Source organism: Streptomyces sp. NPDC050504, assembly GCF_044458065.1.
Lineage (GTDB): Bacteria > Actinomycetota > Actinomycetes > Streptomycetales > Streptomycetaceae > Streptomyces.
Genome location: NZ_JBITHO010000005.1, coordinates 281,733 through 307,725, shown reverse-complemented (window position 1 = coordinate 307,725; position 25,993 = coordinate 281,733). Strand labels below are relative to the sequence as shown.

The following is a 25,993-nucleotide window of genomic DNA, read 5'->3' as shown; positions in this document are numbered from 1 at the left end:
TCGCGCAGTTCCCCGCGCCCCTTCAGGGGCGCGGGGAACTGCGCGAGGGTGGGGCAGACGCGCAACGCACCCACCCACCAGCCCCCGGCAGGGTTTCGGGAAGGGGTGGGGAGGGGCCTGGCCCGCCGCAGGCGAAAGACGCCCGCCCCGGGCAACGGCAACACGCGCCGCACGGCCCCCCGCCCGCCGCAGGCGGAACGGCACCCCCGGCCCCGGGCGCACCGGACACCGCCCGCCCCGCCCTGCCCCGCCCCGGTCAAGAAGGGCTTCAGCCCTTCACCGCGCCCTGCATGATTCCGCCCACGATCTGCCGGCCGAACAGCACGAACACCAGCAGCAGCGGCAACGTCCCGAGCAGCGCCCCCGCCATCACCACCGACTGATCGGGGACGTACCCCCGCCCGAGGCCCGTGAGGGCCACCTGCACGGTCGGGTTCTCCTGCGTGAGCGCGATGACAGGCCAGAAGAAGTCGTTCCACGACGCGACGAACGTCAGCATCCCGAGCACCGCCATCGCGGGCCGCGCCGCGGGGAAGACCACGTGCCACACGATCCGCAGGCTGCTCGCCCCGTCCACCCGCGCCGCCTCGATCAGCTCGCTCGGCAGCGCCTGCGCGAGGTACTGCCGCATGAAGAACACCCCGAACGCGCTGACCAGCGTCGGCAGGACCACCGCCTGGAGCTGGTCGGTCCACTCCAGCTTCGCGACGGTCATGAACAGCGGCACGACGCTCAGCTGCGGAGGCACCATCATCGTCCCGACGACCAGCAGCAACAGCAGGTTCTTGAAGCGGAAGCGCAGCTTGGCGAAGGCGAACCCGGCGATCGTCGAGAAGAGCACGGTGCCCAGCGCCACGGACCCCGCGACCAGCGTCGTGTTCAGCAGCGCGAGCCCCATGTTGGCGTCGGTCCACGCCGTCTCCAGGTTCTCCAGCAGCCGCCCGCCGAACCACAGCGGCGGCGGTGTCCCGGCGAGCCGCGCGTTGGTGCGGGACGCCGCGATCGCCGTCCACACCAGCGGAAACAGCGATCCGACCGTGAACAGGATCAACACCGCACAGGTGAGCCGACCCCCGTACGCCTGCCGCCCGGCCCTCATCGTTCCTCCCCCTTCCTGAGGCGCCGCACCAGCAGCGCGTTGACCGCGGCGATCAGCAGCAGGAGCAGGAACATCGTCCAGGCGATCGCGGAGGCCCGCCCGAGGTGGAGGTTCACCCAGCCCTGCTCGTACAGGTAGAGCCCGAGGGTCTGGTACTGGTGCGACGCCCCGCCCCCGGCCCCGCCGCCCGCGCCGAACAGCAGCGGCTCGCCGAACAGCTGGGTCGCCCCGATCGTCGACACGACGACCGTGAAGAGGATCGTCGGCCGCAGCGAGGGCACGGTGACGTGCACGAACTGCTGCCACCGCGACGCCCCGTCCAGCGCCGCCGACTCGTAGAGGTCGCCGGGGATCGCCTGCATCGCCGCCAGGTAGATCAGCGCGTTGTAGCCGGTCCACCGCCAGATCACGATCGTGGAGACCGCGAGCTGCGAGGAGAGCGTGCCGTTCTCCCAGTCGACGCGCCCGATCCCGATGTTCCCCAGCACCCAGTTGACCAGCCCGTAGTCGCGCCCGAAGAGCAGCACGAACACCAGCGTCGCGGCGGCGACCGAGGTCGCGTACGGGGTGAGGACGGCGACCCGGAAGAACATCGAGCCGCGCAGCCGGTAGTTGAGCAGGTGCGCCAGGCCCAGTGCGATCAACAGCTGCGGCACGGTCGACAGCAGCCCGATCGTGAACGTGTTCTGCAGCGCGTTCCAGAAGAACTCGTCGTGGGCGAGCCGGGTGAAGTTCCGCAGCCCCACCCACTCCATGTCGTTCGGGTTCTGGAGCTCGACGCGGTGCAGCGAGGCCCAGCCCGTGTAGAGCAGCGGGAAGAGCCCGAAGGCGGCGAAGAAGAGGAAGAACGGCGCGACGAAGGCGTACGGGCTCCACTTCACGTCCCGCCGGTAGCGCCGGCTGCGCCGCGCCGCGCGCCGGTCGTCCACGGCGACCGTACCCGTGCCGCCCGTACCCGTGCCGCCCGTACCCGTACCGTCCGTGCCGTCCGTGTCGGCGGACTCCGCCGTCCCCGGTGGGCCCGAACCCGTCTCGTACTTCACGGCCTCACTGGTCCAAGGCGTTGTCGACCGCCTTCAGAGTGGCCTTCCAGCCCTCTTCAGGCGACTTGCCCTGCTGCTCCACCTGGAGGATGCCCACGTCGGAGACCTGCTGCCCGATGGGCTGGTCCTTGGGGCCGAGCACCAGCGTCGGCATGCCGCGCGCCGCGTCCGAGAAGATCCGGCCGATCGGGGCGTCGCCGAAGTACGGGTGCTTCGCGCCGGAGACCTCGGGCAGCGCGATCGCGGCCCGCGAGCTGGGGAAGCTGGCCTGCCGGGCGAAGAGCTTGGCCTGCTGGGCGGGCGCGGTCAGCCAGGCCGCGAGCTTCACCGCCTCGTCCTTGTGCCTGGCGCGCTCGGGGACGGTCAGGAAGGAGCCGCCCCAGTTGGCGGGCTTGGGCGCGGGCGCGACGTCCCACTGGTCGGCGCCCTTGGTGCCGGACTTCTCCTTGATGTAGCCGAGCATCCAGGACGGGCAGATCACCGTGGCGAAACGGGCGTTGGCGTACCCCTGGTCCCACTCCTTGGTGAACTGCTTGAACCTGGCGGTCATCCCGCCCTCGGCCGCCTGCATCGCGAGGTTCCAGGCAGCCTTCACGGACGGGCTGGTCTTGAAGATCAGCTCGCCGTTCTCGTCGTAGTTGCGGATGCGGCTGGAGGAGATGACACCGTTGTAGACCCCGGCCGCGCCGTCCATGTACGAGGTGCCCGCCGGTGCCTTCGCGGTGTACCGGCGGCCGGTGTCGAGGTACTTCTGCCAGTCGCCCGCCCAGAGCCTGCCCACGGCCGTACGGTCGGTGGGCAGCCCGGCCCGGCCGAAGAGGTCCTTGCGGTAGCAGATGCCCATCGGCCCGATGTCGGTGCCGAGCCCGATGGTCCTGCCGTCCTCGTCGGTGGCCTGGTCCCACTTCCAGGAGAGGTAGTCGGCCTTGCGCACCCCCGCGGCCTTCCCCAGGTCCACGAACTTCCCGGCCTGGGTGGTCGTCACCTCGTTGATGTTGCCGACCTCGACGGCCTGGATGTCGGAGAGCCCGCTGTTGGCCGCCAGGTGGGTGAGCAGCTGGGAGTAGTACTGCTCGTTCCGCTCGATCGACGTCTCCTTGATCCGGACGTGCGGATGGAGCTTCGTGTACTCGTCGTAGAGCCCGGCCTGCCTGTAGCCGAAGACCCCGAAGACGCCGACCGAGACGGTCACGGCGTCCTCGTCCGAGCCGCCGTCCGAGCCGCCGTCGGAGCCCCCGGACGAGCCCGCCGCCGTGCCCGCCGACGAGCCGCCGGACGCCGACGAGTCCGCCGGTGCCGGTTCTTCGTCCTGGGCGCAGCCGCCGAGCACCCCCGCGGCCAGGGCGAACACCGCGAGGGCCGCGACGGCCCGCAGTCTTCGGGACGTGTGGTCGGGTGAGCGAAATGTGCGCATCGCATCCTCCTATGCAGGGATTCCGATTGATTCCGTACGTAAAAGGTGCATTGGGAGCGCTCCCAGCATTGATGTCTGAAGAGTCCCGGGTGTCTGACGGGGTGTCAAGGAACGGAGTGGCCCGAGTGGCGCGTGGGAGCGCTCCCACATCCGATGCCGGAAGGCTCCTGCCGACCGCACTCGGGTGTCAAGACTTGAACGCCAACTCTTCGGAGAAGTCGGTCAGTTGGGGGACTCAACGCTTGTTTCGGAGCCGTGTCGCCGTCACTTCCTGAAGACACCCTTGGCGATCGCGACGGGCTTCCTCTAGCGTGGGCGCGCTCCCACCTCCGGGGTGCGGACTCACGGCGATGGGGGACCGATGGCGGTGCGCGGACGGCGGACGGGCAGGCCCACGCTCGAAGAGGTCGCGGCCAGGGCCGGGGTCGGCCGCGGCACGGTCTCCCGGGTGGTCAACGGCTCCCCCCGGGTCAGCGCCCGCGCCAAGGAGGCCGTCGACCGCGCGATCGCCGAGCTGGGCTACGTGCCCAACCGCGCCGCCCGCGCCCTGGCGGGCAGCCGCACCGACGCCGTCGCGCTCGCCGTGCCCGAGACCGAGGCGCGGCTCTTCGCCGAGCCGTACTTCCTGGACATCATCCGCGGAATCAGCGCCGAACTCGCCGAAGCCGACATGCAGTTGCTGCTCACGCTGATCCGCTCGGACCGGGAGCGCCGACGCTTCGCCCAGTACCTCGGCGCCCACCGCGTCGACGGCGTCCTGCTGGTCTCCGTGCACGCCGACGACCCGCTGCCCGACATGGTGGGCGAGCTGGGGCTGCCGGTGGTACTCAACGGCCGCAGGTCCCACGACGAGCCCGTGGCGTACGTCGACTGCGACAACACGGGCGCGGGGCGGCAGGCCGTCGAGCGGCTGGCGGGCCGGGGCCGCCGCCGCATCGCCACCATCACGGGCCCGCTCGACATGTACGCCGCGCGCTGCCGCCTGGACGGCTACCGGCAGGGCGTGGCGGCGGCCGGCCTCGCCCCCGACGGCCGGCTGGTGGCCTGCGCCGACTTCACCGAGGCGGGCGGCCACCGCGCGATGCGCGAGCTCCTGGAGCGCCGCCCGGACCTGGACGCGGTCTTCGCGGCGTCGGACGTGATGGCGGCGGGCGCCAGGGCCGCGCTGCGCGAGGCGGGGCGCCGGGTCCCGGACGACGTGGCGCTGATAGGCGTCGACGACTCGGCGGTGGCCCGGCACATGGACCCGCCGCTGACCAGCGTGCGCCAGCCGATAGAGGAGATGGGCGCCCTGATGGCGCGGGTGCTGCTCGCTCGGATCGCGGGCCGCCCGCCGGAGCCGCCGGGCCGCGTGCTGCCGACGGAGCTGGTGGTGCGGGAGTCGGCGTGACGCGGATCACACGGGGTCCGGTCGCCGTTCGGCCGCCGTTCGGGCGGGGCACGCAACGAGATCGGCCCCCGTCCTGGTTTCCCAGGCCGGGGGCCGATCGTGTGGGGTGAGTAACGGGACTCGAACCCGCGACATCCTGGACCACAACCAGGTGCTCTACCAGCTGAGCTATACCCACCACGACCGGTCTGTTGTGGTCTTTCCGACCGGCCGAGAAAAAGTGTACAGGGTCTGGGAGGGTGCTCGCGCCAGGGTTCTCGCCCCGCAGGTCAGAGGGGCTGCGCGGGCCCTATTCGGCGGGCAGGACGTGCTTGGCGGCGATGGCCTTCGCGGTGTCCGAGTCCGGGCCGGGCTGCGGCACGAAGACCGCCTCGCGGTAGTACCGCAGCTCGGCGATGGACTCGCGGATGTCGGCGAGCGCCCGGTGGTTGCCGTTCTTCTCGGGACTGTTGAAGTACGCCCTCGGGTACCAGCGGCGCGCCAGCTCCTTCACGGAGGAGACGTCCACGATCCGGTAGTGGAGGTACGACTCCAGGTCGGTCATGTCGCGCGCGAGGAAGCCGCGGTCGGTGCCGACGGAGTTCCCGCACAGCGGGGCCTTCACGTGCTCCTTCACGTGCTCCCTGATGTACGCCAGTACCTGCTGCTCGGCGTCGGCCAGGGTGGTGCCGCCGTCCAGCTCGGCGAGGAGGCCCGACGCGGTGTGCATCTCGCGCACCACGTCGGGCATGGTCTCCAGCGCCTCGGCCGGAGGGCGGATCACGATGTCCACCCCTTCGCCGAGCACGTTCAGTTCCGAGTCGGTGACCAGTGCGGCCACCTCGATGAGTGCGTCGTCCGTCAGCGAGAGCCCGGTCATCTCGCAGTCGATCCACACCATGCGGTCGTTCATGCGTCTCACCCTACGGGGCGGTGCGCTGCCCCGGCAGGGTCGCACGCCCGGGGGCGTACGCGTCGGAGTGCGGCTTTCCGGGCTCCAGCGGGGCCGCCGAGGTCGCGGCGGGTCCCGTGGCGCTCGTGGCGGCCGCGGTCCGACGGATCTGGGTGGCCGCGGGCGAGCCGCCCTGCATGGGCAGCACCGCTTCCGCGGGCACCGTGGCCACCGCCTGCAGATCGCTCTGCGGGCGCCGGGCGCGGTAGGCCGCCCGGTACGCGGCGGGCGACGAGCCGAGCTGGCGGCGGAAGTGCCCGCGCAGCGCGACCGGCGACCGGAAGCCGCAGCGGCCCGCGACCTCGTCCACCGAGTAGTCGGACGTCTCCAGGAGCCGCTGTGCCTGGAGCACCCGCTGGGTGATCAGCCACTGGAGCGGCGCGGAGCCGGTGAGCGAGCGGAACCGCCGGTCGAACGTGCGCCGTGACATGTACGCGCGCGCGGCCAGCGTCTCCACGTCGAACTGCTCGTGGAGGTGTTCCAGGGCCCAGGCGACGACCTCGGCGAGCGGGTCGGAGCCGATCTCCTCGGGTAAAGACCTGTCGAGATAGCGCTCCTGGCCGCCGGTGCGACGGGGCGGCACGACGAGCCGCCGGGCGAGCGCGCCCGCCGCTTCGGTGCCGTGGTCCGTCCGGACGATGTGGAGACAGAGATCGATTCCGGCCGCCGTACCCGCGGAGGTGAGCACGTCGCCGTCGTCGACGAAGAGCTCGCGCGGGTCCACGTGGACCGACGGGTAGCGCTTCGCCAGCGTGGGCGCGTACATCCAGTGGGTGGTGGCCGGCCTGCCGTCCAGCAGTCCCGCCGCGGCGAGCACGAAGGCGCCGGTGCACAGCCCGACGATGCGGGCGCCCTCCTCGTGGGCGCGGCGCAGCGCGTCCAGTGCCTCCGGCGGCGGCGGCGAGGTGATCGACCGCCAGGCCGGGACCACGACGGTGCCCGCCCGGCTGATCGCCTCCAGGCCGTACGGCGCGGTCAGTTCGAGTCCGCCGGTGGTCCGCAGCGGTCCGTCCTCACCGGCGCACACGAGCAGCCGGTAGCGGGGGACGCCGGCGTCCTGCCGGTCGATTCCGAAGACGGAGAGCGGTATCGAGCTCTCGAAGATCGGTCCGCCGCTGAAGAGCAGCACGGCGACGACTTCCCGGCGTCGACGCCCGGAGAGCTTCCGGGCTGCCTCCGGTGCGGTAACGGAGTCCTGACTCATGACGCTAAGCCCCCCTCGGTGTTCGCGTCTTTCCGGTCCTGACGGGCCTGTCGCTCCTGCACGTTTCCCCTTGGTCCTGCACGAATCCCCGCACGAAATCCCCAGCCGATCGTGGCCAAGATCGAATCTACTGGGTTCCGTGCTGCCGGAGTGACAGCATGTCCACCCGGCAGATTGTCGACATGGCAACTTGGCGCGAAGCATTCGATCACGAAGCGTTCCACTCACGGGCCGTGCAGGGAAGTGCGCCTTCCGTGCATGGCCCGTCCCCGTAGGGTGCGGGAGCCCGTCTCACACCTTTCTTGCCTGGTGACAAGGGGGTTGACAGGCCATTCCGCCAGGGAGGGGGAGGGTCCGAGAAGTTGGCTGAAAACATACGGGTGCTGGTGTGCGAACCAGTCAGTCGATCGGCGTGCCCGAGTGCCGGAAGCGTCGCTGTCGATACCCGTCGATTACCGCACGATTCACTCCGACGTACGGAGGAGATCGCGCCGAACCTCGTCGGAGCCCCGCGCACTCCGCCTCCGCCGCCCCCCTGGCGGCGCCCCCGCGCGGGAGTGCGGGGCGCGCCCGGCGGCCGCGGAACGCGCCCCGCGCTCCGCCCGGTCGGACCCTTGCAGGGCGGCGGCCGAGCGGGCCTCGGCGCGCTCCGACTGGCGCAGCAGCACGCGGCAGCCCGCGGTCACCGCGGCGAGGCCGAGGGTCGCGGCGGCGGCCCCGCCGAAGGACGTGCCGTACACGAGGAGCACGACGGGGACGAGCAGGACGCTGAACGCCGCCCAGCGGACGACGGCGCTCGCCGACTCGCCCGGGGTGCCGCCGGGGGGCGGTGCGGGGCGGCCGCGGTGCGGGGCGAGGACCGGGCCCGCGGCGGCCGGGTGCGAGGGCTGGTGCGGCACGTGGCGGTGGCCGCGCGATGGGTCGGACGGGGCTCCTGTTACCCCTGTGACCTGCGGGGCAGAACGGACGGGTGTGGCGGAAGGCGCGGACGAAGGTGCGGGCACGGCGTGCTCCCTGGGGGGCGGGGATGTGGCCGTGGGGGTAACGGGGGGCGAGCGGTTCGGGTCACTCGCGAGACGGCTGTACGGAGCAGCGAGCATTGCCATCCGGGGCGGGCTCGGGCATGCTCCCTGGAACGCCGCACATGCTTTGCGTGGGTCTGGGCAGTCGAGGAGTGTCGCCGTACCCTTGGGGGTATGGGGTTGGGAAGATGATTCCCAGACACAGCCTTGCTGTTCATTGTCGTCACTCCCCGAGGATCTGAACGCCGAGACACCGATGGCCGGTCACGAACTCCCCGAACCCGCGGACCGCAAGCAGGTCGCCGATCCCCTGGTGGACCGCGACCTCCGTCCCGCGGAAGACAAGCGCCCCTCCTGCGATCCCGCCTTCCGGCACGGGGTGGTCGTCGGCTTCGACGGCTCCACCTCCAGCGAGCGGGCCCTGGCGTATGCCATCGGAATGGCCCGCAGGTCGGGCTCCGGACTGATCATCGTGCACGTCGCGAACCGGCTGCCGACCACGGTCTGGGCGGGCTGCGAGCCGCCCGTCTTCGTCGACGTGCCGGACCACCGCACCGAAGTGCTCGGGCTCGAACTCGCCTGCGCCGACTACCTCGCCGAGGTCCCCTGGATCCTCGTGGAGCGCGGCGGGGACATCTGCCACGAGCTGGAGGAGGTCGGCCACGAGTACTCGGCCGACGCGATCGTGGTCGGCTCCACGCACGGCATCGTGGGCCGCATCTTCGGCTCGGTCGCGGGGCGGCTGGCCCGGCGCGCCCGCCGTCCGGTCGTCGTCATCCCGTAGCGCCGCCGCCTTCGAACCCGTCGATTTTCGGCATCGGCGCCTTCAAGTCACGTGATTCCGCGCCCGGTTGGCGTCAACTCGTCTTGACAATAGATAAATCTACCCGCGCGTAGAGGTGGTTTGCGCCCTTGTGAAGGGTACATACCGGTCGCTGGGAGACGGTGCGCGAGCGCAGACGCGGAGTGACGGCCGCCGGCTGGAGGGCCTGTGTCCGAGCAGCCACAAGCCGACGTAATGGGCGACGTCGGCGGACGAGAAGGGCGCCCCGGGTGCGTATGGTGGCACGCACCCGGGGCGCCCTGGTGTCCCGGCTACTCGACGGTGACGGACTTCGCCAGGTTGCGCGGCTTGTCGATGTCCCGGCCCAGCGCCAGGGCCGTGTGGTACGCGAGGAGCTGGAGCGGGATGCCCATCAGGATCGGGTCCAGCTCGTCCTCGTTCTTCGGGACGAGGATCGTGTGGTCGGCCTTCTCCTGGTTCTGGTGCGCGACCGCGAGGATGCGGCCGCTGCGGGCCTTGATCTCCTCCAGCGCGGCGCGGTTCTTCTCCAGCAGCGAGTCGTTCGGGACGATCGCGACGGTGGGCATCGCGGGCTCGATGAGGGCCAGCGGGCCGTGCTTCAGCTCGGAGGCCGGGTACGCCTCGGCGTGGATGTAGGAGATCTCCTTGAGCTTCAGGGATGCCTCCAGGGCGACCGGGTAGCCCCGGACGCGGCCGATGAACATCATCGACTTGGCGTCGGCGTACTCGGCGGCGAGCTTCTTGATGTCCTCCTCGCCCGCCAGGATCTCCTGGATCTGCGCGGGCAGCTTGCGCAGGCCCTCGATGATCCGCTTGCCGTCGGCGACCGACAGGTCGCGGATGCGGCCCAGGTGCAGGGCGAGCAGCGCGAAGGCGACGACCGTGTTGGTGAAGCACTTGGTGGAGACCACGCAGACCTCGGGGCCCGCGTGGACGTACACGCCGCCGTCGGCCTCGCGGGCGATCGCCGAGCCCACGACGTTGACCACGCCGAGGACGCGGGCGCCCTTGCGCTTCAGCTCCTGGACGGCCGCCAGCACGTCGTAGGTCTCGCCGGACTGGGAGACGGCGATGTAGAGCGTGTCGGGGTCCACGACCGGGTTGCGGTAGCGGAACTCGGACGCGGGCTCGGCGTCGGCGGGGATGCGGGCCAGGCCCTCGATCAGCGAGGCGCCGATCATGCCGGCGTGGTACGAGGTGCCGCAGCCGAGGATCTTCACGCGCCGGATGCCGCGGGCCTCGCGGGCGTCCAGGTTCAGGCCGCCCAGGTGCACGGTGGAGAACTTCTCGTCGATGCGGCCGCGCAGGACGCGGTCGACCGCGTCGGCCTGCTCCGAGATCTCCTTGTGCATGTACGTGTCGTGGCCGCCCATGTCGTAGGAGGCGGCCTCCCACTCGACGGTCTCGGGGGTGGCGGTGGTCAGCGTGCCCGAGGTCGTGTACGTGCGGAAGTCGTCGGCCTTGAGGGTGGCCATCTCGCCGTCGTCGAGGGTGACGATCTGGCGGGTGTGGGCGATCAGCGCGGCGACGTCGGAGGCGACCAGCATCTCCTTCTCGCCGATGCCCAGGACGACGGGGGAGCCGTTGCGGGCGACGACGATGCGGTCGTTGAAGTCGGCGTGCATCACGGCGATGCCGTAGGTGCCCTCGACGACCTTCAGCGCCTCGCGGACCTTCTCCTCCAGGGTCTCGGCCTTGGAGCGGGCGATCAGGTGCGTCAGCACCTCGGTGTCGGTCTCGGAGGCGAAGACCACGCCCTCGGCCTCCAGCTTGGCGCGGAGCTCCTGGGCGTTGTCGACGATGCCGTTGTGGACGACCGCGACCTTGTTCTCCGGGTCCAGGTGCGGGTGCGAGTTGATGTCGCTCGGCGCGCCGTGGGTGGCCCAGCGGGTGTGGGCGATGCCGGTGGTGCCGGTGAAGCGCTTGGGTACGCGGGCCTCCAGGTCGCGGACCCGGCCCTTGGCCTTGACCATCTTCAGGCCGGAGGACTTGGGGCTGGTGATCACCATGCCCGCGGAGTCGTAGCCGCGGTACTCCAGCCGGGCGAGGCCCTCCAGGAGGAGGGGGGCCACGTCGCGCCTACCGATGTAACCGACAATTCCGCACATAAAGTCTTTTGCCCCTCTGGTGGATCGGATCGCGCGTGGCGCGCGTTGCGCACGTGGCGCGTGAGACGTGAAGTCCTGAGGTGTGCTCAGGTGTAGACGATGCGGCGCAGCTGCCGGAGCGAGAGCTCCGGTGGCGCCACGGCGCGGTGCGGCAGTTCCGCCGCGATGCGCTCGAAGATCTCGGTGTTCACCAGGCCGCCGGACTGCAGCTCGCGGTGGCGGCGGCGGACGAACTCCTCGGTCGTCTCGTCGAAGTACGCCAGCACGTCGAGGATCACCCGGGCGGCCTCGCCGCGCTGTAGCGCGGTGCTGCGGACCAGGTGGTCGACGAGGTCGTCGTGGGACGACGGGCGGGAATCGAGCACCTGTCGATAGTGAGGGGACGGCGGCGCGTATGCAAGAATCCTGCCCGATTTCGGGCAGGATCCAAGGCGAAACGGTGCTTGGTCTGGTCCAAGGTGCCCGGTGTGAGGTGTCCGGCGTGCGGAACCCGCCCCCTCACATCTGCCGCAGGACCGCCTGCTTCGCCGTCGTGAACTCCTCGTCCGTGAGGATCCCCGCCCGGTGCAGCTCGCCCAGTTCCCGCAGGCGGCGCAGGAGCGCGTCGTGGTCCGGGGCCTCCGCGGGCGCCGCCGGGAGCGCGGCCCGCGGTTCGGGCGCCGCCGCCGGGTGCGGCATCCGCGCCACCACCGCCGCCGCGACCAGTGCCATCAGCGGGTCCTTCTTGAAGCCCCACAGCTCCACCGAGTACGGGTCGTACTTCGGCGGCGCCTTCGTCGACGCCGCCGTCACGAACCGCAGGTACCCGTTCTCCAGGCCGGACGCCGGGAACCACTCCACGGCCTGGACGTCCCCCAGGGGGATCGTCCGCGCCCCGTTCGTCGCCTTGCCCTCGTCGGTCTTCCAGTTCCACTCCAGGCGGATCCGGTCCCCGTAGAACGTCGCCGTGCCGTCGCCCGCGCCCACCGTGATCGGCAGCGCCGGGCCCGGCAGGAGGTAGGCGTCGACCGGGGTCTGCGGAACCTGGTCGAGCAGCAGCGCGTTGCGCACTTCGTCCACGAAGTACTCCGCGACGCCCGTCCGGTCGTTCTCCACCGTCAGCACGTACGGGTTGGACGCGTCCTCCAGCCCGCTCCCGGTGATCTGGAGCAGCGGGCACGCCCCCTCGCGCAGCCGCAGCCTCAGCCGCCCCGACTTCCGGCCCGGTTCGAAGGAGACCGACGCCAGCGCCCGGAGCGGCACGGTGACTTCGCCGAGCGTCCGGCGCAGCAGACCCACGCCCTTGTCGCCGCCGGGGACGATGCGCACGACGTCCCCGTCGAAGGTCCAGGTGCCGTCCTTCTGGATGATTTCCGCCATGCGGCGATTGTTCCACCGGGCGGCCCCGGCCAGGGTATTGGTCTATACCCCTTGACCCCGCCTGGGGCGCACGGTACGCATGGTGATCGTTCAACCGCTCGGCACCACAGTTGTGAACCCCGTCGAACCCGTCGAAAGGGAACAGCTTGTGAGACAGCACCGAACGCTTCCCCGCCATCGAACGCTTTCCCGCCTGTTCGGCTCCCTCCTCCTCGTCGCGACGGCCGGCGTCGCCGCCGTCGGGGCCGCGCCCGAGCCGGAGCCCCGGGCCGCCGCCGTGCCCGAAGGGCCGCGCGCGCCGCGCCCGCTCGGCGACACCGTGCCCGTGCCCGCCTCCGTGAGCCCCGCGGGACGCCCGTACACCCTCAACGACAAGACCCGCATCCGGGTCGACGGAGGGTCGCGCGAGGTCCGGCGCATCGGCGACTACCTGGCGGACGTCCTGCGGCCCTCCACCGGCTACCGCCTCCCCGTCACCGGCGAGGGGGGCGGCGACGGCATCCGGCTGCGCCTCGCGCCCGGCGCGAAGGACCTCGGCGACGAGGGGTACCGGCTCGTCGCCGACCGCCGCTCCGTGACCGTCACGGCCCGCAGGCCCGCCGGGCTCTTCCACGGCGTGCAGACGCTGCGCCAGCAGCTGCCCGCGAAGGTCGAGGCGGACACCCGGCAGACCGGGCCCTGGCAGGTCGCGGGCGGCACCGTCACCGACGCCCCGCGCTTCGGGTACCGCAGCGCCATGCTCGACGTCTCGCGCCACTTCCTCACCGTCGAGCAGGTCAAGCGCTACATCGACCAGATCGCCCTCTACAAGATCAACAAGCTGCACCTTCACCTCTCCGACGACCAGGGCTGGCGCATCGCCGTCGACTCCTGGCCCCGGCTGGCCACCTACGGCGGCTCCACCCAGGTCGGCGGCGGGCCCGGCGGGTACTACACCAAGGCGCAGTACAGGGAACTCGTCGCCTACGCGGGCTCGCGCTACCTGGAGGTGGTCCCGGAGATCGACGTGCCGGGCCACACCAACGCGGCGCTCGCCTCCTACGCCGAGCTGAACTGCGACGGCGTCGCCCCGCCGCTCTACACCGGCACCTCGGTCGGCTTCAGCTCGCTGTGCGTGAACAAGGACGTCACGTACAGGTTCCTGGACGACGTGGTGCGGGAGCTCGCGGCCCTGACGCCGGGCAGGTACCTGCACATCGGCGGCGACGAGGCGCACGCCACGAACCACGCGGACTACGTCGCCTTCATGGACCGGGCGCAGGCGATCGTCGGCAAGTACGGCAAGACCGTGCTGGGCTGGCACCAGCTGACCGGCGCGAAGCCGGTGGCGGGGGCCGTCGCGCAGTACTGGGGCTACGACGCCACGGGCGCGGCCGAGCGGCAGCGCGTGGTGGACGCGGCGAAGGCGGGCACGAAGGTGGTGCTCTCGCCCGCCGACCGGACGTACCTCGACATGAAGTACGACAAGAACACCGAGCTGGGTCTGGCCTGGGCCGGATACGTGGAGGTGGACCGCTCGTACGACTGGAACCCCTCGACGTACCTGCCGGGGCTGCCCGAGTCCGCGCTGCTCGGCGTCGAGGCGCCGCTGTGGACCGAGACGCTGGCCACGAGCGACCAGCTGGAGTCCATGGCGTTCCCGCGCCTGCCGGGCGTCGCCGAGCTGGGGTGGTCGCCCGCCGCGAGCCACGACTGGGCCGACTACCGGGAGCGGCTGGCCCGGCAGGGGCCGAGGTTCGACGCGCTGGGCATCGACTACTACCGCTCGCCGAAGGTGGACTGGGCGCGGGAGTGAGGGAGGCGCGGGGGTCCCGGGGCTCGGTCCGGGGCCCCCGCGCCCGACTGCGGGGCGGGCGGGGAGGTCGAGGACCTAGTCCTCCTCGGCCGCCTCGGTGCGGAGCAGGTCCTCGCTGACGCCGCGGCGCCAGTAGCCGGTGAACGTCACGCGCTTCTTGTCGAACGCGCGCTCGCGCACCAGGTGGCGGCGGAGCGCCTTGACCGAGCCCGACTCGCCCGCGATCCAGGCGTAGCCCGTACCGGGGGAGGGCAGGTCGGCGGCGGCGACGGCGTCCGCCGCGTCCGGGGCGCCCTCCTCGCGCACCAGCCAGGTGACCTCCGCGTCCGCCTCGGTGCGCAGCTCGATGCGGTCGGCGGCGAACGGCACCTCGATCCAGACCAGGGCCTTCGTGCCCGCGGGCAGCGTTTCGAGGGACGCGGCGGCCGCGGGCAGCGCCGTCTCGTCCGCCCAGATCAGGACCCAGTCGGCGTCGTCGGGGCGGCGGAAGCGCACGCCGGTGTTGTCCGCGACCGTGGGGCCCAGGACCGCCACGCGCTGACCGGGCTCGGCCCGCTCGGCCCAGCGGCAGGCCGGGCCGCCGTCCGCGTGGAGCGCGAAGTCGATGTCCAGCTCGGCCGGTTCGGCGCGCTGCTCGCGCACGGTGTACGAGCGCATGACCGCCCGTACGTCGTGCGGCATCGCCAGGTAGGCGCCGAACCACTCGTCGGGGCCGACGCCCGTGGGGAGCTGCGGCTCTTCCTGGCCGGGGTGCGGCAGGAAGAGCGACAGGCTCTGGTCCCGGCCGCCCGAGGCGAAGCCCGCCAGGTCCGCGCCGCCGAAGGTGACGCGGGTCAGGGAGGGGCTGATGCGCTCGGTGCGCAGGACGGTCAGCGAGAAGAGTCCGAACACGTCCGTACTCAGGCCTTCTTCTTGGCGACCGGCTCGGCGTCCTCGATGGCCTTCGCGAGGTCTTCGAGGATCGGCGCGCACTTGTCGTACGAGTAGATGGGCTCCGTCACGCGCGGGACGACCTGGCCCGCCTTGACGGCGGACAGCTTGGCCCAGGTCGGCCTGGAGGTCAGGGCGTCGGGCTGGAGCGTCCCCGAGCGGTTGTCCATCATGATGATGTCCGCGTCGTACTTCCCGGCGTTCTCCCAGCTCAGCCCCTCGAAGAAGCCGCCCTTGTCGACCTTGGGCGTCACGAACTTCACGCCCAGCTCCTGGAAGTAGAGCGTGTCGGCGGACATCTTCGCCTCGGAGACGTAGAACAGCTCGGCGCTGGCGGAGCCGATCATGACGGTGATCTCCGGCTTCGACTTGGCGGCGGCGCGCAGCCGGGCGGAGGCCTTCTCGAAGCGGGCCTTGGCGTCCGTGACCTTCTTGGCCGTGAGGTCGGCGCCCAGGGACCCGGCGAACTGCGCGTGCCGCTCCAGGGCCTTGGCCATGGTGGTGTTCGAGGCCCACAGGGCGACGCTCGGCGCCAGCTTCAGGATCTTGTCCTTGGACTGGTCCGGCACGTACCAGAGGGCGTCCTTCTCCCACATGGCGGAGACCAGGAGGTCCGGCGCGAGGGCCGCGTACTTCTCGATGTTGAACTCGCCCCAGACGTTGCCGACGATCTCGACCCCGTTCACGTCGAGGTCGCCCGCCTGGACGTCCGCCTTGCCGTCCTTGAGCCTGGTCGGGCCGAAGACGCCCTTGACCCCGATGCCGTAGTCGTGGAGCGCGGCGGCGGTGCCGACGAAGGCGACGATGTTCTTCGGGGTGCTGCCCGAGTTCGTCTTCACGGCCAGGCCGCGGTCGTCGGTGAAGGACCAGGGGCCCTCCTTGGCGCCGGACCCGGTGCTCTTGGAACCCTTGTCGCTCTTGTCGTCGCCGCAGGCGGCGAGCGCGGCGCCCAGGCCGATGACGCCGCCCGCAGCGAGGAGACCGCGGCGGGTGAGGTGGGAGGGGCGGGCGTTCGGCATGGCGGTTCCGCTTTCGTACGACGGCGCAGGTGGGGCTGGGTGCCGGTGTGGCTGGTTTTCGAGCGAAGGTTAGCCTAACCTCAGCACGTGTCGCAGGGCGGGGGTGGCGTGACCCCCGCACAGCCCCACCCCGCCCTGCGCACGTGTTCCGCCGTGCCCCCGGGCCCGCCGGGCCGCTAGCCGGCCAGGCCCAGCTCCCGTGCGATCAGCATGCGCTGCACCTCGCTGGTGCCCTCGCCGATCTCCAGGATCTTGGAATCACGCCACATTCGAGCCACCGGGTACTCGTTCATGAAGCCGTATCCGCCGTGGATCTGCGTCGCCTCGCGCGCGTTGTCCACCGCGACCGTCGAGGAGTACAGCTTGGCGATCGCCGCCTCCTTCTTGAACGGCTCGCCGGCCACCAGCCGCGACGCCGCGTCCCGCCAGGCCACGCGCGCCATGTGGGCCCGCACCTCCATGTCGGCCAGCTTGAACTGGATGGCCTGGTTGTCGCCGATGGGGCGGCCGAAGGCGCGGCGCTCCCCGGCGTACTTCACCGACTCGTCCACGCAGCCCTGCGCGAGGCCCGTGCCGAGCGCGGCGATCGCCACCCGGCCCTCGTCGAGGATCCGCAGGAACTGCGCGTAGCCCCGGCCCTCCTCGCCCAACAGGTTCTCCGCCGGGACCCGCACGTCCGCGAACGACAGCTCGCGGGTGTCCGACGCGTTCCAGCCGACCTTGGAGTACGGGGCGGCGACCGTGAAGCCGGGCGTGCCGGACGGGACGATGATCGAGGAGATCAGCGGGCGGCCGTCGGGCTTGCGGCCGGTCACGGCGGTCACCGTCACCAGGCCCGTGATGTCGGTGCCCGAGTTGGTGATGAAGCACTTGGAGCCGTTGATCACCCACTCGCCGGTCGCCTCGTCGCGCACCGCCGTGGTGCGCGTCGCGCCCGCGTCCGAGCCGCCGTCCGGCTCGGTCAGGCCGAACGCGCCCAGCATCTCGCCCGCGCACAGCTTCGGCAGCCAGGTGCGCTTCTGCTCCTCGGTGCCGAACAGGTGCAGCGGCATCGCGCCCAGCGAGACGCCCGCCTCCAGGGTGATCGCCACCGACGAGTCGACCCGCGCCAGCTCTTCGAGCGCGATGCCCAGCGCCAGGTAGTCGCCGCCCATGCCCCCGTACTCCTCGGGGAAGGGCAGGCCGAACAGGCCCATGCGGCCCATCTCGCGGACGATCTCGTACGGGAACTCATGGCGCTCGTAGTAGTCGCCGATCTTCGGGGCGACCACGTCGTGCGCGAACGCCTCGACGGTGCGGCGGAGTTCTTCGTGTTCGGGGCTCAGACGGTGGTCCATCGTTACTGCTCCTGCGGGGAGAGGGCACGCACGGTGCGGGACGGGCTGGGTCGGCCCAGGTGTCCCGACAGCCAGACGCTGGTCGCGATCAGGCGGTCGAGGTCGACCCCGGTTTCGATGCCGAGGCCGTGAAGCATCCACACGAGGTCTTCGGTGGCGAGGTTTCCGGTGGCGGACTCGGCGTAGGGACAGCCGCCGAGGCCGCCCGCGGAGGCGTCCACGGTGCTCACGCCGTGCTGGAGCGCCGCGAGGGTGTTGGCGAGCGCCTGGCCGTACGTGTCGTGGAAGTGCACGCCGAGCGCGGACGTGGCGACGCCCCGCTCGTTAAGCGCGGTCAGCAGCGCCCGTACGTGGCCCGGCGTGGCGACCCCGATCGTGTCGCCGAGGCTCAGCTCGTCGCAGCCCAGGTCCATCAGGGCGCCGGCCACCTCGACCGCCCGCGCGAGCGGGACGGGGCCTTCCCAGGGGTCGCCGAAGCACATCGAGAGGTAGCCGCGCACGTGCACGCCCTCGGCCTTGGCGCGGGCCACGACGGGGGCGAACATCGCGAGCAGCCCGTCGACCGTGCGGTTGAGGTTCTTCGCCGCGAACGTCTCGGTCGCCGAGCCGAAGACGGCGATGCGGCGGGCGCCCAGCGCGAGGGCGCGGTCCAGGCCGCGCTCGTTGGGCACGAGCACGGGCACTTCCGCCGCGACGTCGCGGACCTGCGGGAACAGCTCCTCGGCGTCGGCCAGTTGGGGCACCCACCGGGGGTGCACGAAGCTGGTCGCCTCGATGCTGGTCAGGCCGGCGGCCGCGAGGCGGCGGATGAGCTCGACCTTGACGTCGGTGGGGACGGTCGTCTTCTCGTTCTGCAGGCCGTCGCGGGCGCCCACCTCGTGGATGCGGACGCGGGCGGGGAGGCCGGGGGCGGGGAAGGCCATGGGCAGGCCGGGGGCGCTCACGCGTCCTCCTCCGCGGCGCCGGGGACGTCCTCCTCCGCGGCGGGCGTGACGACCGCGAGGACCTGGTCCATGGCGACGACTCCGCCGGGCGTGACGTCCAGCTCGGTGACGGTGCCCGCGTGCGGCGAGGAGATGACGTGCTCCATCTTCATCGCCTCGACCACCAGCAGGCTCTGGCCCGCGCTGACCTCGTCCCCGACGGCCACCTTCACGACCGTGACCGTGCCGGGCATCGGCGCGGCCAGCGCGTCGGCGCCCGCGTGGGCCGTGCCGGTGAGGGAAGCGGCGACCGGGTCGTGGTCCTGCACGTGCCAGGCGTCGCCGTCGCGGCCGAGCCAGGCGCCCGCGCGGTGGAAGTGGTGGACGGTGCCGTCGACGAGGACGGTCACCCGCTCCGCCGTCGCCGTGCCCTCGGACGGGACGACCCCGGTGACCGGTTCGAGCCCCGGGACGCGCAGGTGGAAGGCCAGGGGCGCGGGCGTGCCGCCCAGGCGCCAGCCGTCGGGCACGTCGAACGGGTCGCGCCAGCCCTCGCCCGGCTCCGGGGCCAGGTCCCGCTTGCGGGCCAGCGCCGCCGCCGCGTACACCTCGTCGGGCACGCCGTCCGGCAGCAGGCCCTCGGCCTCGCGCTCCACCAGGCCCGTGTCCAGCTCGCCCGCCACGACCGCCGGGTGGGCCAGCAGGCGGCGCAGGAAACCGGCGTTCGTCGGCACGCCCAGCGTCACCGTCTGAGCGAGGGCCGCGCGCAGCTTGCGCAGGGCGGTCGCGCGGTCGGGGCCGTACGCGATGACCTTGGAGAGCATCGGGTCGTAGAGGCTGCCGACCTCCGTGCCCTCGGTGAGCCCCGAGTCCGTGCGCACCCCCTCGCCCTGCGGCTCGCGCAGCGCGAGCACCGTGCCGCCCGACGGCAGGAAGCCGCGCGCCGGGTCCTCGGCGCAGATCCGGGCCTCGATCGCGTGCCCGGTCAGCCGCACGCCGCCCTGGTCGAAGGCCAGCGGTTCGCCGGAGGCGACCCGCAGCTGCCACTCCACCAGGTCAAGGCCCGTGACCAGCTCGGTCACCGGGTGCTCGACCTGGAGGCGGGTGTTCATCTCCATGAAGTAGTACGCGGAGGGGTCGTCGCCCGGCACGATGAACTCGACCGTGCCCGCGCCCACGTACCCGCAGGAGCGGGCCGCTTCGACGGCGGCGGCGCCCATCGCGGCGCGCGTCGCCTCGTCGAGCAGGACGCTGGGCGCCTCCTCGATGATCTTCTGGTGGCGGCGCTGGAGCGAGCACTCGCGCTCGCCCAGGTGCACGACGTTGCCGCGGGCGTCCGCCAGGACCTGGATCTCGATGTGCCGGGGGCGGTCGATCCACCGCTCCACGAGCAGCGTGTCGTCGCCGAAGGAGACCCGGGCCTCGCGCCTGGCCGCCGCGATCTCCTCGGCCAGCGCGGCCTCCTCGCGGACCAGGCGCATGCCCTTGCCGCCGCCGCCCGCGCTCGGCTTGAGCAGCACGGGCATGCCGATCTCCCGCGCCGAGTCGGCCAGTTCGGCGTCGGTCAGCCCGGAGCCCGACGAGCCGGGCACGACCGGCACCCCGGCCTTCCTGACCGTCTCCTTGGCCCGGATCTTGTCGCCCATGAGCGAGATCGCGGACGCCGGGGGGCCGATGAAGACCAGGCCCGCCCGCTCGCACGCCTCGGCGAAGGCCGCGTTCTCGGCGAGGAAGCCGTACCCGGGGTGGACGGCCCGCGCGCCGGACTTCGCCGCCGCCTCCAGGATCCGCTCGACGGACAGGTAGCTCTCGGCGGACGGCGCGGGGCCGATGCGCACGGCCGTGTCGGCCTCCCGCACGTGCCGCGCGTCGGCGTCGGCGTCGCTGAAGACGGCGACCGAGCGCACCCCCAGCTGCCGCAGCGTGCGGATGACCCGGACCGCGATCTCGCCTCGGTTGGCCACCAGAACGGTGTCGAACATGGACTCCCTCACATCCGGAAGACGCCGAACTGGGGGTCACCCAGGGGCGCGTTGGCACAGGCGGTCAGGGCGAGTCCCAGGACCTGCCGGGTCTCCATGGGGTCGATCACGCCGTCGTCCCAGAGCCGGGCCGTCGCGTAGTACGCGTTCCCCTGCTCCTCGTACTGCTCGCGGACCGGGGCCTTGAAGGCGTCCTCGTCCTCGGCGGACCAGGCCTCGCCGCGCGCCTCCAACTGGTCGCGCTTGACCGTGGCCAGCACGGACGCGGCCTGCTCGCCGCCCATGACGGAGATCTTGGCGCCCGGCCACATCCACAGGAAGCGGGGGGAGTAGGCCCGGCCGCACATCGAGTAGTTGCCCGCGCCGTAGGAGCCGCCGATGACGACGGTCAGCTTCGGCACGCGGGTGCAGGCCACGGCCGTCACCATCTTCGCGCCGTGCTTGGCGATGCCGCCCGCCTCGTAGTCCCGGCCGACCATGAAGCCGGAGATGTTCTGGAGGAACACCAGCGGGATGCCGCGCTGGTCGCACAGCTCGATGAAGTGCGCGCCCTTCTGGGCGGACTCGGCGAACAGGATGCCGTTGTTGGCGACGATCCCGACCGGGTGGCCGTGGAGGTGCGCGAAGCCGGTGACCAGCGTCTGCCCGAACTCCGCCTTGAACTCCGCGAACCGCGACCCGTCGACGATCCGCGCGATGACCTCGCGCACGTCGTAGGGCGTACGGGAGTCCACCGGCACCGCGCCGTACAGCCCCGCGGGATCGACCTCGGGCTCCTCGGGCGTCCGCACGGACCAGGGGAGCGGGCCGCGGCCGGGGAGCGTGGCGGCGATGTTCCGCACGATGCGCAGCGCGTGCGCGTCGTCCTCCGCGAGGTGGTCGGTGACGCCCGAGGTCCGCGAGTGGACCTCGCCGCCGCCCAGCTCCTCGGCCGTGACGACCTCGCCGGTGGCGGCCTTCACCAGGGGCGGGCCGCCCAGGAAGATCGTGCCCTGGTTCCGTACGATCACGGCCTCGTCGCTCATCGCGGGCACGTACGCGCCGCCCGCCGTGCACGAGCCGAGCACCGCCGCGATCTGCGGGATGCCGGCGCCGGACATCCGGGCCTGGTTGTAGAAGATCCGCCCGAAGTGCTCCCGGTCGGGGAAGACCTCGTCCTGCTTGGGCAGGAAGGCGCCGCCCGAGTCGACCAGGTAGATGCAGGGCAGCCGGTTCTCCAGCGCCACTTCCTGGGCGCGCAGGTGCTTCTTGACCGTCATCGGGTAGTACGTGCCGCCCTTGACCGTCGCGTCGTTGGCGACGACCACGCACTCGCGCCCGCTGACCCGGCCGATGCCCGCGATCACTCCGGCGGCCGGTGCCTGGTCGTCGTAGAGCCCGGTCGCGGCGAGCGGGGCCAGTTCGAGGAAGGGCGAGCCCGGGTCGAGGAGGGTGTCCACGCGGTCGCGCGGCAGCAGCTTGCCGCGCGCGGTGTGCCGGGCGCGGGCCTTCTCGCCGCCGCCCCGGCGAGCCGTCGCGAGACGGGCGCGCAGGTCGTCGACGAGGGCGCGGTGCGCCGCCTCGTTGGCCCGCCAGGACTCGGACGCGGGATCGGCCGCGCCGGTCAGCACCGGTGCCTGCTGCATCGTGAAGAGCCCCCTTGCCCTTGCCCATGCTGTTAGTGAGCGTTAACGCCCCGACGTCAGGTTAACGAGCGCTAACGCACCTGTCCAGGGTCGACTTTCGCGTACAGCGGCCAGGTCCTTTCGTAGGACACGGCCGCCGCGGCGATCTGTGAGGATCGGTGACCGTCGCACGTGCGACCGCGAACGGGGGGACCGGAAGAGATGACGCAGCACCGTGCCGCCCGCGAGGAGGGCGAGGAACGCGCCGTACCTGGGCAGCGCCCTGCCGCTCCCGGCGGTGTCCGCAGGATCGCGGAGGTCGACGCCCTGCGCGGCTTCGCGCTCGGCGGGATCCTGCTGGTGAACGTCCTGACCATGTCCGGACCCGCGGGGCTCGTCGGCGGCCGGCCGGAAGGGGGCGCCGACACCGCGGCGCTCTGGCTCGTGACCTGCCTCGCCCAGAGCAAGTTCTACCTGCTCTTCTCGTTCCTCTTCGGCTACAGCTTCACCCTCCAGAGCGCCGCCGCGGCGCGCGCCGGGGCCCGCGTCGCCCCGCGCACCCTGCGCCGACTGCTGGGCCTGCTCGTCCTCGGCGTGCTGCACGCCGTCTTCCTCTACATCGGCGACATCCTCACCTCGTACGCACTCCTGGGCCCGATCCTCCTCGCCGCGCGCCGCGCGGCCCCGGGGAAGGCGCTGCGCGCCGCCCTGTGGGTGTGGGGCGCGCTCGGCGCGCTGATGCTGCTCGTCGGGGCGTTCGGCTACCTCGACGGCGAGCCGGACGGCGCGTCGGAGGCGGAGGCCGCCCGGTACACCGCCGCGTACCGGGGCGGGTTCGGGGACGTGGTCGGCGCCAACCTCGACACCCTGCCGCTGGCCGCGGCCGCCGCCCTGTTCATGGCCGGTTTCGTGGTCGCGGCCTTCCTCGCGGGCCTGGCGGCGGGCAAGCGCGGCTGGATCACCGCGGTCGGGCGCCCCGCGCTGCGCCGCACCGCGCTCGCCGGACTCTGCGTCGGCCTGCCGTTCGCGGTCTTCTCCGCCGCGGGCACCGTGGGCCCGCTGCCCGGCCGGTGGGAACTGCTCGCCGGGGCGGTCGGGATCGTCGCGGCCCCCGCGCTCACCGCCGCGTACGCCTGCGGGCTGCTGCTGTGGCTGCGCTCCCCGCGCGGGGAGCGCGCGGGCGCCGTGCTCGCCTCCGCCGGACGCCTCGCGCTCACCCACTACCTCACGCAGTCGCTCGTGATGGCGCTGGTCTTCACCGGCTACGGCCTCGGGCTGTACGGGAAGCTGGGCGTCGCCGTCCCGGTGGGCCTGGCGCTGCTGCTGTACGCGGGGCAGCTCGCCGTGAGCGGCGGGTTCCTGGCCCGCTTCCGCACGGGCCCGGTGGAGCGGCTGCTGCGGGGGCTGACGCACCTGGGGGAGCGCGCCGGGGACGCGCGGGAGGTTAACGAGCGCTAACCGGGCCGTCTAGGATGGCTCCATGAGCACCAGGACCGCCGCGCCCACGCGCCGCGAACAGATCCTCAAGGAGGCCGCCCGCCTCTTCGCCGAGCGCGGCTTCCACGGGGTGGGCGTGGACGAGATAGGGGCCGCGGTCGGCATCAGCGGCCCCGGCCTCTACCGCCACTTCCCCGGCAAGGACGCGATGCTCGCCGAACTGCTGGTGGGCATCAGCGAGCGGCTGCTCGAAGGCGGCCGGCGCCGGACGACCGGCGAGGGACCCGCGGCGGTGCTCGCCGCGCTCATCGACGGCCACATCGACTTCGCCCTGGACGACCGCCCGCTCATCACCCTCCACGACCGCGAGCTTGACCGGCTGCGGGACGCGGACCGCAAGCGGGTGCGGCGGCTCCAGCGGGAGTACGTGGAGCTGTGGGTCGGCGTCGTGCGCGAACTGCACCCGGGCGTCGCCGAGGCGGAGGCGCGGGCCGCCGTCCACGCCGTGTTCGGCCTGCTGAACTCGACCCCGCACCTCGGCTCGTACGGCAGCGGGCTGCCGGGCCGGGCGGCGACGGAGGCACTGCTGCGGCGCCTCGCGCACGGGGCGTTCGCGGCGCTGGGGAACTGAGCGGGGCCGGGCTCCCCGCACGTCCCGGTGGCCGGATCTGTGCGCGGACTCACCCGGCACGCTCCGCATCCCTGACGGCACAATGGGCGCATGCCGATACCCAGCCGTGCCGCCCTCGTCGACCACCTCGTACGCACCCGTATCGCCGGAGACGTCGCCACGCCGCGCGACAACAACCTCTCCCACTACCGCAAGCTCGCCAACGGCGACCGCCACTACTGGCTGGGTCTCGAACTCGGCGACCGCTGGACCGACGAGCAGGACGTGCTCGCCGTGATGGCCGAGAGATGCGGGGTGAGCGACGACCCGGAGCACCGGGTCGGCCAGGACACCATCGACCCCGAACTGACCGTCGACGGCCTCGACCGGATGGCCGCGCGGCTGCGCAAGGCCGCGGCGGGCCGGGAGCGGGTGCTCTTCGCGACCGGTCACCCCGGCTCGCTGATCGACGCGCACAGCAGGGTCGCTGCGGGGCTGCGGGCCGCGGGCTGCGACGTGGTGCGGATTCCCGGCGGGCTCGTCGCCGACGAGGGGTACGTGGTGCAGTTCGCCGACGTCGCGCTCTTCGAGCGGGGCGCGACGCTGTGGCACACGCACTCGCCCGAGCCGATGAACGCGATCCTGGACGGGCTGCTGCGGGAGGGCTCCGCGCTGCCCGACCTCGTGGTCGCGGACCACGGGTGGGCGGGGCGGGCGGGGCAGCGCGGCATCGACTCGGTCGGGTACGCGGACTGCAACGATCCCGCGCTGTTCGTGGGGGAGGCGGAGGGGACCGTGCAGGTGGCGGTGCCGCTGGACGACCACGTGATCGATCCCCGGTACTACGAGCCGATGACGGCGTACCTGCTGGCCGCGGCGGGCCTCGCAGGGGCGTGAGCGGGGGCGGGGCGGTCATCGTCCTGACCCCGTTGCACGGGGGCGCCGGCTTTCGCCTGCGGCGGGCGTTCCCCTACCCGCCCCTTCCCGAAACTGGGGCGCTGCCCCAGCCCCCGTTTTGCGCAGTTCCCCGCGCCCCTAAAAGGGGCGCGGGGAACTGCGCAGTCTTTGAACGCCCCCGGCAGGGTTTCGGGAAGGGGCGGGGCGTCACGATCCGCGCGGCACGCGCACGACGCCCTCCTGGATCACCGAGATCGCGAGGCGTCCGTCGCGGGTGTAGATGCGGGCCTGGCCCAGGCCGCGGCCGCCGGATGCCGAGGGCGACTCCTGGTCGTACAGGAGCCATTCGTCGGCCCTGAAGGGGCGGTGGAACCACATCGCGTGGTCCAGCGACGCGCCGACCACGTCCCCGACCGCCCAGCCGCCGCGCCCGTGCGCGAGGAGCACCGAGTCGAGCAGCGTCATGTCGGAGACGTACGTGGCGAGGCAGACGTGCAGCAGCGGATCGTCGGCCAGCTTGCCGTTCGTGCGGAACCAGACCTGGGAGCGCGGCTCGCGCGGCCGCCCCACGCTGCCCCAGGGCGGCGCCTCGGCGTACCGCAGGTCCACCGCGCCGCGCGCCGCGATCAGGCGCTCGGCCACGTCGGCGGGGAGGTGGCGGGGCAGCATCTCGGCCGCCGTCGGCAGCGTCTCGGGGTCCGGCGCCCGCGGCATCTCCGTCTGGTGCTCCAGGCCCTCCTCGTACGTCTGGAAGGAGGCCGAGAGGTGGAAGATCGGCTGCCCGTGCTGGACCGCGACGATCCGGCGCGTGGTGAAGGAGCGGCCGTCGCGGATGCGGTCCACGGTGTAGACGATGGGCGCGCCCGGGTCGCCCGCGCGCAGGAAGTACGCGTGCAGGGAGTGGGCGTGGCGGTCCGCCGGGACCGTGCGGCCGGCGGCGACGAGCGCCTGCGCCGCCACCTGGCCGCCGAAGACGCGCGGGACGAGCGCGGACCGGCTCACGCCACGGAAGACGTCCTGCTCGATCCGCTCAAGGTCGAGCAGATCGAGCAGGGAATCGAGCGCCTTGGTCATGAGTGGGGGA

The 25,993-nt window shown here is 72.4% G+C and carries 22 protein-coding genes and 1 tRNA gene; 6 read left to right on the top strand and 17 right to left on the bottom strand.

The window, feature by feature from the left end; genetic code table 11:
- Positions 1 to 268 precede the first annotated feature (268 nt).
- From ACIBNE_RS20300 to ACIBNE_RS20290, 3 genes are all read right to left on the bottom strand, one after another.
- The gene (locus ACIBNE_RS20300) at positions 269 to 1,099 is read right to left on the bottom strand and encodes a carbohydrate ABC transporter permease (RefSeq protein WP_399273398.1); all 831 of its coding nucleotides are present in this window, start codon (positions 1,097 to 1,099) and stop codon (positions 269 to 271) included.
- Complete coding sequence (locus tag ACIBNE_RS20295) at positions 1,096 to 2,028, bottom strand: carbohydrate ABC transporter permease (RefSeq protein ID WP_399274238.1); 933 nt, start codon at positions 2,026 to 2,028, stop codon at positions 1,096 to 1,098. The genes ACIBNE_RS20300 and ACIBNE_RS20295 overlap by 4 nt, the downstream gene beginning before the upstream one ends.
- A gap of 118 nt (positions 2,029 to 2,146) precedes the next feature.
- Positions 2,147 to 3,556 carry an ABC transporter substrate-binding protein gene (locus ACIBNE_RS20290; RefSeq protein ID WP_399273396.1) on the bottom strand — a complete coding sequence of 470 codons (1,410 nt, stop codon included), beginning with the start codon at positions 3,554 to 3,556 and terminating at the stop codon, positions 2,147 to 2,149.
- Positions 3,557 to 3,917: 361 nt separating this feature from the next.
- On the opposite strand from ACIBNE_RS20290, the gene ACIBNE_RS20285 reads away from it, so the two are divergent.
- Positions 3,918 to 4,946 (top strand): LacI family DNA-binding transcriptional regulator, encoded by a 1,029-nt coding sequence (locus tag ACIBNE_RS20285; protein WP_399273394.1) that lies wholly within the window; start codon positions 3,918 to 3,920, stop codon positions 4,944 to 4,946.
- Positions 4,947 to 5,048: 102 nt separating this feature from the next.
- On the opposite strand, the gene ACIBNE_RS20280 is transcribed toward ACIBNE_RS20285, so the two are convergent.
- The 4 genes from ACIBNE_RS20280 to ACIBNE_RS20265 form a co-directional block, all read right to left on the bottom strand.
- Positions 5,049 to 5,124: transfer RNA gene (locus ACIBNE_RS20280), tRNA-His, on the bottom strand.
- 111 nt (positions 5,125 to 5,235) lie between these two features.
- Entirely contained in the window at positions 5,236 to 5,838 is a 603-nt protein-coding gene (gene orn, locus ACIBNE_RS20275; RefSeq protein ID WP_399273391.1) for an oligoribonuclease, read from the bottom strand.
- A 10-nt stretch (positions 5,839 to 5,848) separates the two neighbouring features.
- A complete protein-coding gene (locus ACIBNE_RS20270) occupies positions 5,849 to 7,081 on the bottom strand; it encodes a helix-turn-helix domain-containing protein (RefSeq protein WP_399273389.1) in 1,233 nt (410 codons plus the stop codon).
- 464 nt (positions 7,082 to 7,545) lie between these two features.
- Positions 7,546 to 7,980, bottom strand: a complete 435-nt coding sequence (locus ACIBNE_RS20265) for a hypothetical protein (RefSeq protein WP_399273387.1) — start codon at positions 7,978 to 7,980, stop codon at positions 7,546 to 7,548.
- A gap of 379 nt (positions 7,981 to 8,359) precedes the next feature.
- Here ACIBNE_RS20265 and ACIBNE_RS20260 point away from each other — a divergent pair, with 379 nt between their 5' ends.
- Entirely contained in the window at positions 8,360 to 8,887 is a 528-nt protein-coding gene (locus tag ACIBNE_RS20260; protein WP_399273386.1) for a universal stress protein, read from the top strand.
- A 311-nt stretch (positions 8,888 to 9,198) separates the two neighbouring features.
- On the opposite strand, the gene glmS is transcribed toward ACIBNE_RS20260, so the two are convergent.
- The 3 genes from glmS to ACIBNE_RS20245 form a co-directional block, all read right to left on the bottom strand.
- Complete coding sequence (gene glmS, locus ACIBNE_RS20255) at positions 9,199 to 11,016, bottom strand: glutamine--fructose-6-phosphate transaminase (isomerizing) (protein ID WP_399273384.1); 1,818 nt, start codon at positions 11,014 to 11,016, stop codon at positions 9,199 to 9,201.
- Positions 11,017 to 11,102: 86 nt separating this feature from the next.
- Positions 11,103 to 11,381 carry a hypothetical protein gene (locus ACIBNE_RS20250; protein ID WP_399273382.1) on the bottom strand — a complete coding sequence of 93 codons (279 nt, stop codon included), beginning with the start codon at positions 11,379 to 11,381 and terminating at the stop codon, positions 11,103 to 11,105.
- A 133-nt stretch (positions 11,382 to 11,514) separates the two neighbouring features.
- Positions 11,515 to 12,375, bottom strand: coding sequence for a DUF4429 domain-containing protein (locus ACIBNE_RS20245; protein ID WP_399273380.1), 861 nt, complete (start codon positions 12,373 to 12,375; stop codon positions 11,515 to 11,517).
- 148 nt (positions 12,376 to 12,523) lie between these two features.
- Here ACIBNE_RS20245 and ACIBNE_RS20240 point away from each other — a divergent pair, with 148 nt between their 5' ends.
- Entirely contained in the window at positions 12,524 to 14,170 is a 1,647-nt protein-coding gene (locus tag ACIBNE_RS20240; RefSeq protein WP_399273378.1) for a beta-N-acetylhexosaminidase, read from the top strand.
- A gap of 75 nt (positions 14,171 to 14,245) precedes the next feature.
- Here ACIBNE_RS20240 and ACIBNE_RS20235 read toward each other — a convergent pair whose 3' ends face one another.
- The 6 genes from ACIBNE_RS20235 to ACIBNE_RS20210 form a co-directional block, all read right to left on the bottom strand.
- Entirely contained in the window at positions 14,246 to 15,061 is an 816-nt protein-coding gene (locus tag ACIBNE_RS20235) for a siderophore-interacting protein (RefSeq protein WP_399273376.1), read from the bottom strand.
- A gap of 8 nt (positions 15,062 to 15,069) precedes the next feature.
- Positions 15,070 to 16,119 (bottom strand): ABC transporter substrate-binding protein, encoded by a 1,050-nt coding sequence (locus ACIBNE_RS20230; RefSeq protein ID WP_399273374.1) that lies wholly within the window; start codon positions 16,117 to 16,119, stop codon positions 15,070 to 15,072.
- A 176-nt stretch (positions 16,120 to 16,295) separates the two neighbouring features.
- Positions 16,296 to 17,456: an acyl-CoA dehydrogenase family protein gene (locus tag ACIBNE_RS20225; RefSeq protein WP_399273372.1), complete on the bottom strand. Its 1,161-nt coding sequence runs from the start codon at positions 17,454 to 17,456 to the stop codon at positions 16,296 to 16,298.
- Between the two features lie 2 nt (positions 17,457 to 17,458).
- The gene (locus ACIBNE_RS20220; protein ID WP_399274236.1) at positions 17,459 to 18,379 is read right to left on the bottom strand and encodes a hydroxymethylglutaryl-CoA lyase; all 921 of its coding nucleotides are present in this window, start codon (positions 18,377 to 18,379) and stop codon (positions 17,459 to 17,461) included.
- A gap of 17 nt (positions 18,380 to 18,396) precedes the next feature.
- Positions 18,397 to 20,361 (bottom strand): acetyl-CoA carboxylase biotin carboxylase subunit, encoded by a 1,965-nt coding sequence (locus ACIBNE_RS20215; RefSeq protein ID WP_399273371.1) that lies wholly within the window; start codon positions 20,359 to 20,361, stop codon positions 18,397 to 18,399.
- A gap of 8 nt (positions 20,362 to 20,369) precedes the next feature.
- Positions 20,370 to 21,986, bottom strand: coding sequence for a carboxyl transferase domain-containing protein (locus ACIBNE_RS20210; RefSeq protein ID WP_399273369.1), 1,617 nt, complete (start codon positions 21,984 to 21,986; stop codon positions 20,370 to 20,372).
- Between the two features lie 201 nt (positions 21,987 to 22,187).
- Between ACIBNE_RS20210 and ACIBNE_RS20205 the strand changes: the two genes are divergently transcribed.
- From ACIBNE_RS20205 to ACIBNE_RS20195, 3 genes are all read left to right on the top strand, one after another.
- Positions 22,188 to 23,423, top strand: a complete 1,236-nt coding sequence (locus ACIBNE_RS20205) for a DUF418 domain-containing protein (RefSeq protein WP_399273367.1) — start codon at positions 22,188 to 22,190, stop codon at positions 23,421 to 23,423.
- 22 nt (positions 23,424 to 23,445) lie between these two features.
- Positions 23,446 to 24,033 carry a TetR/AcrR family transcriptional regulator gene (locus ACIBNE_RS20200; RefSeq protein ID WP_399273365.1) on the top strand — a complete coding sequence of 196 codons (588 nt, stop codon included), beginning with the start codon at positions 23,446 to 23,448 and terminating at the stop codon, positions 24,031 to 24,033.
- A gap of 90 nt (positions 24,034 to 24,123) precedes the next feature.
- Complete coding sequence (locus ACIBNE_RS20195; RefSeq protein WP_399273363.1) at positions 24,124 to 24,909, top strand: phosphatase; 786 nt, start codon at positions 24,124 to 24,126, stop codon at positions 24,907 to 24,909.
- Positions 24,910 to 25,116: 207 nt separating this feature from the next.
- Here ACIBNE_RS20195 and ACIBNE_RS20190 read toward each other — a convergent pair whose 3' ends face one another.
- A complete protein-coding gene (locus ACIBNE_RS20190) occupies positions 25,117 to 25,983 on the bottom strand; it encodes an acyl-CoA thioesterase (protein ID WP_399273361.1) in 867 nt (288 codons plus the stop codon).
- Positions 25,984 to 25,993 lie beyond the last annotated feature (10 nt).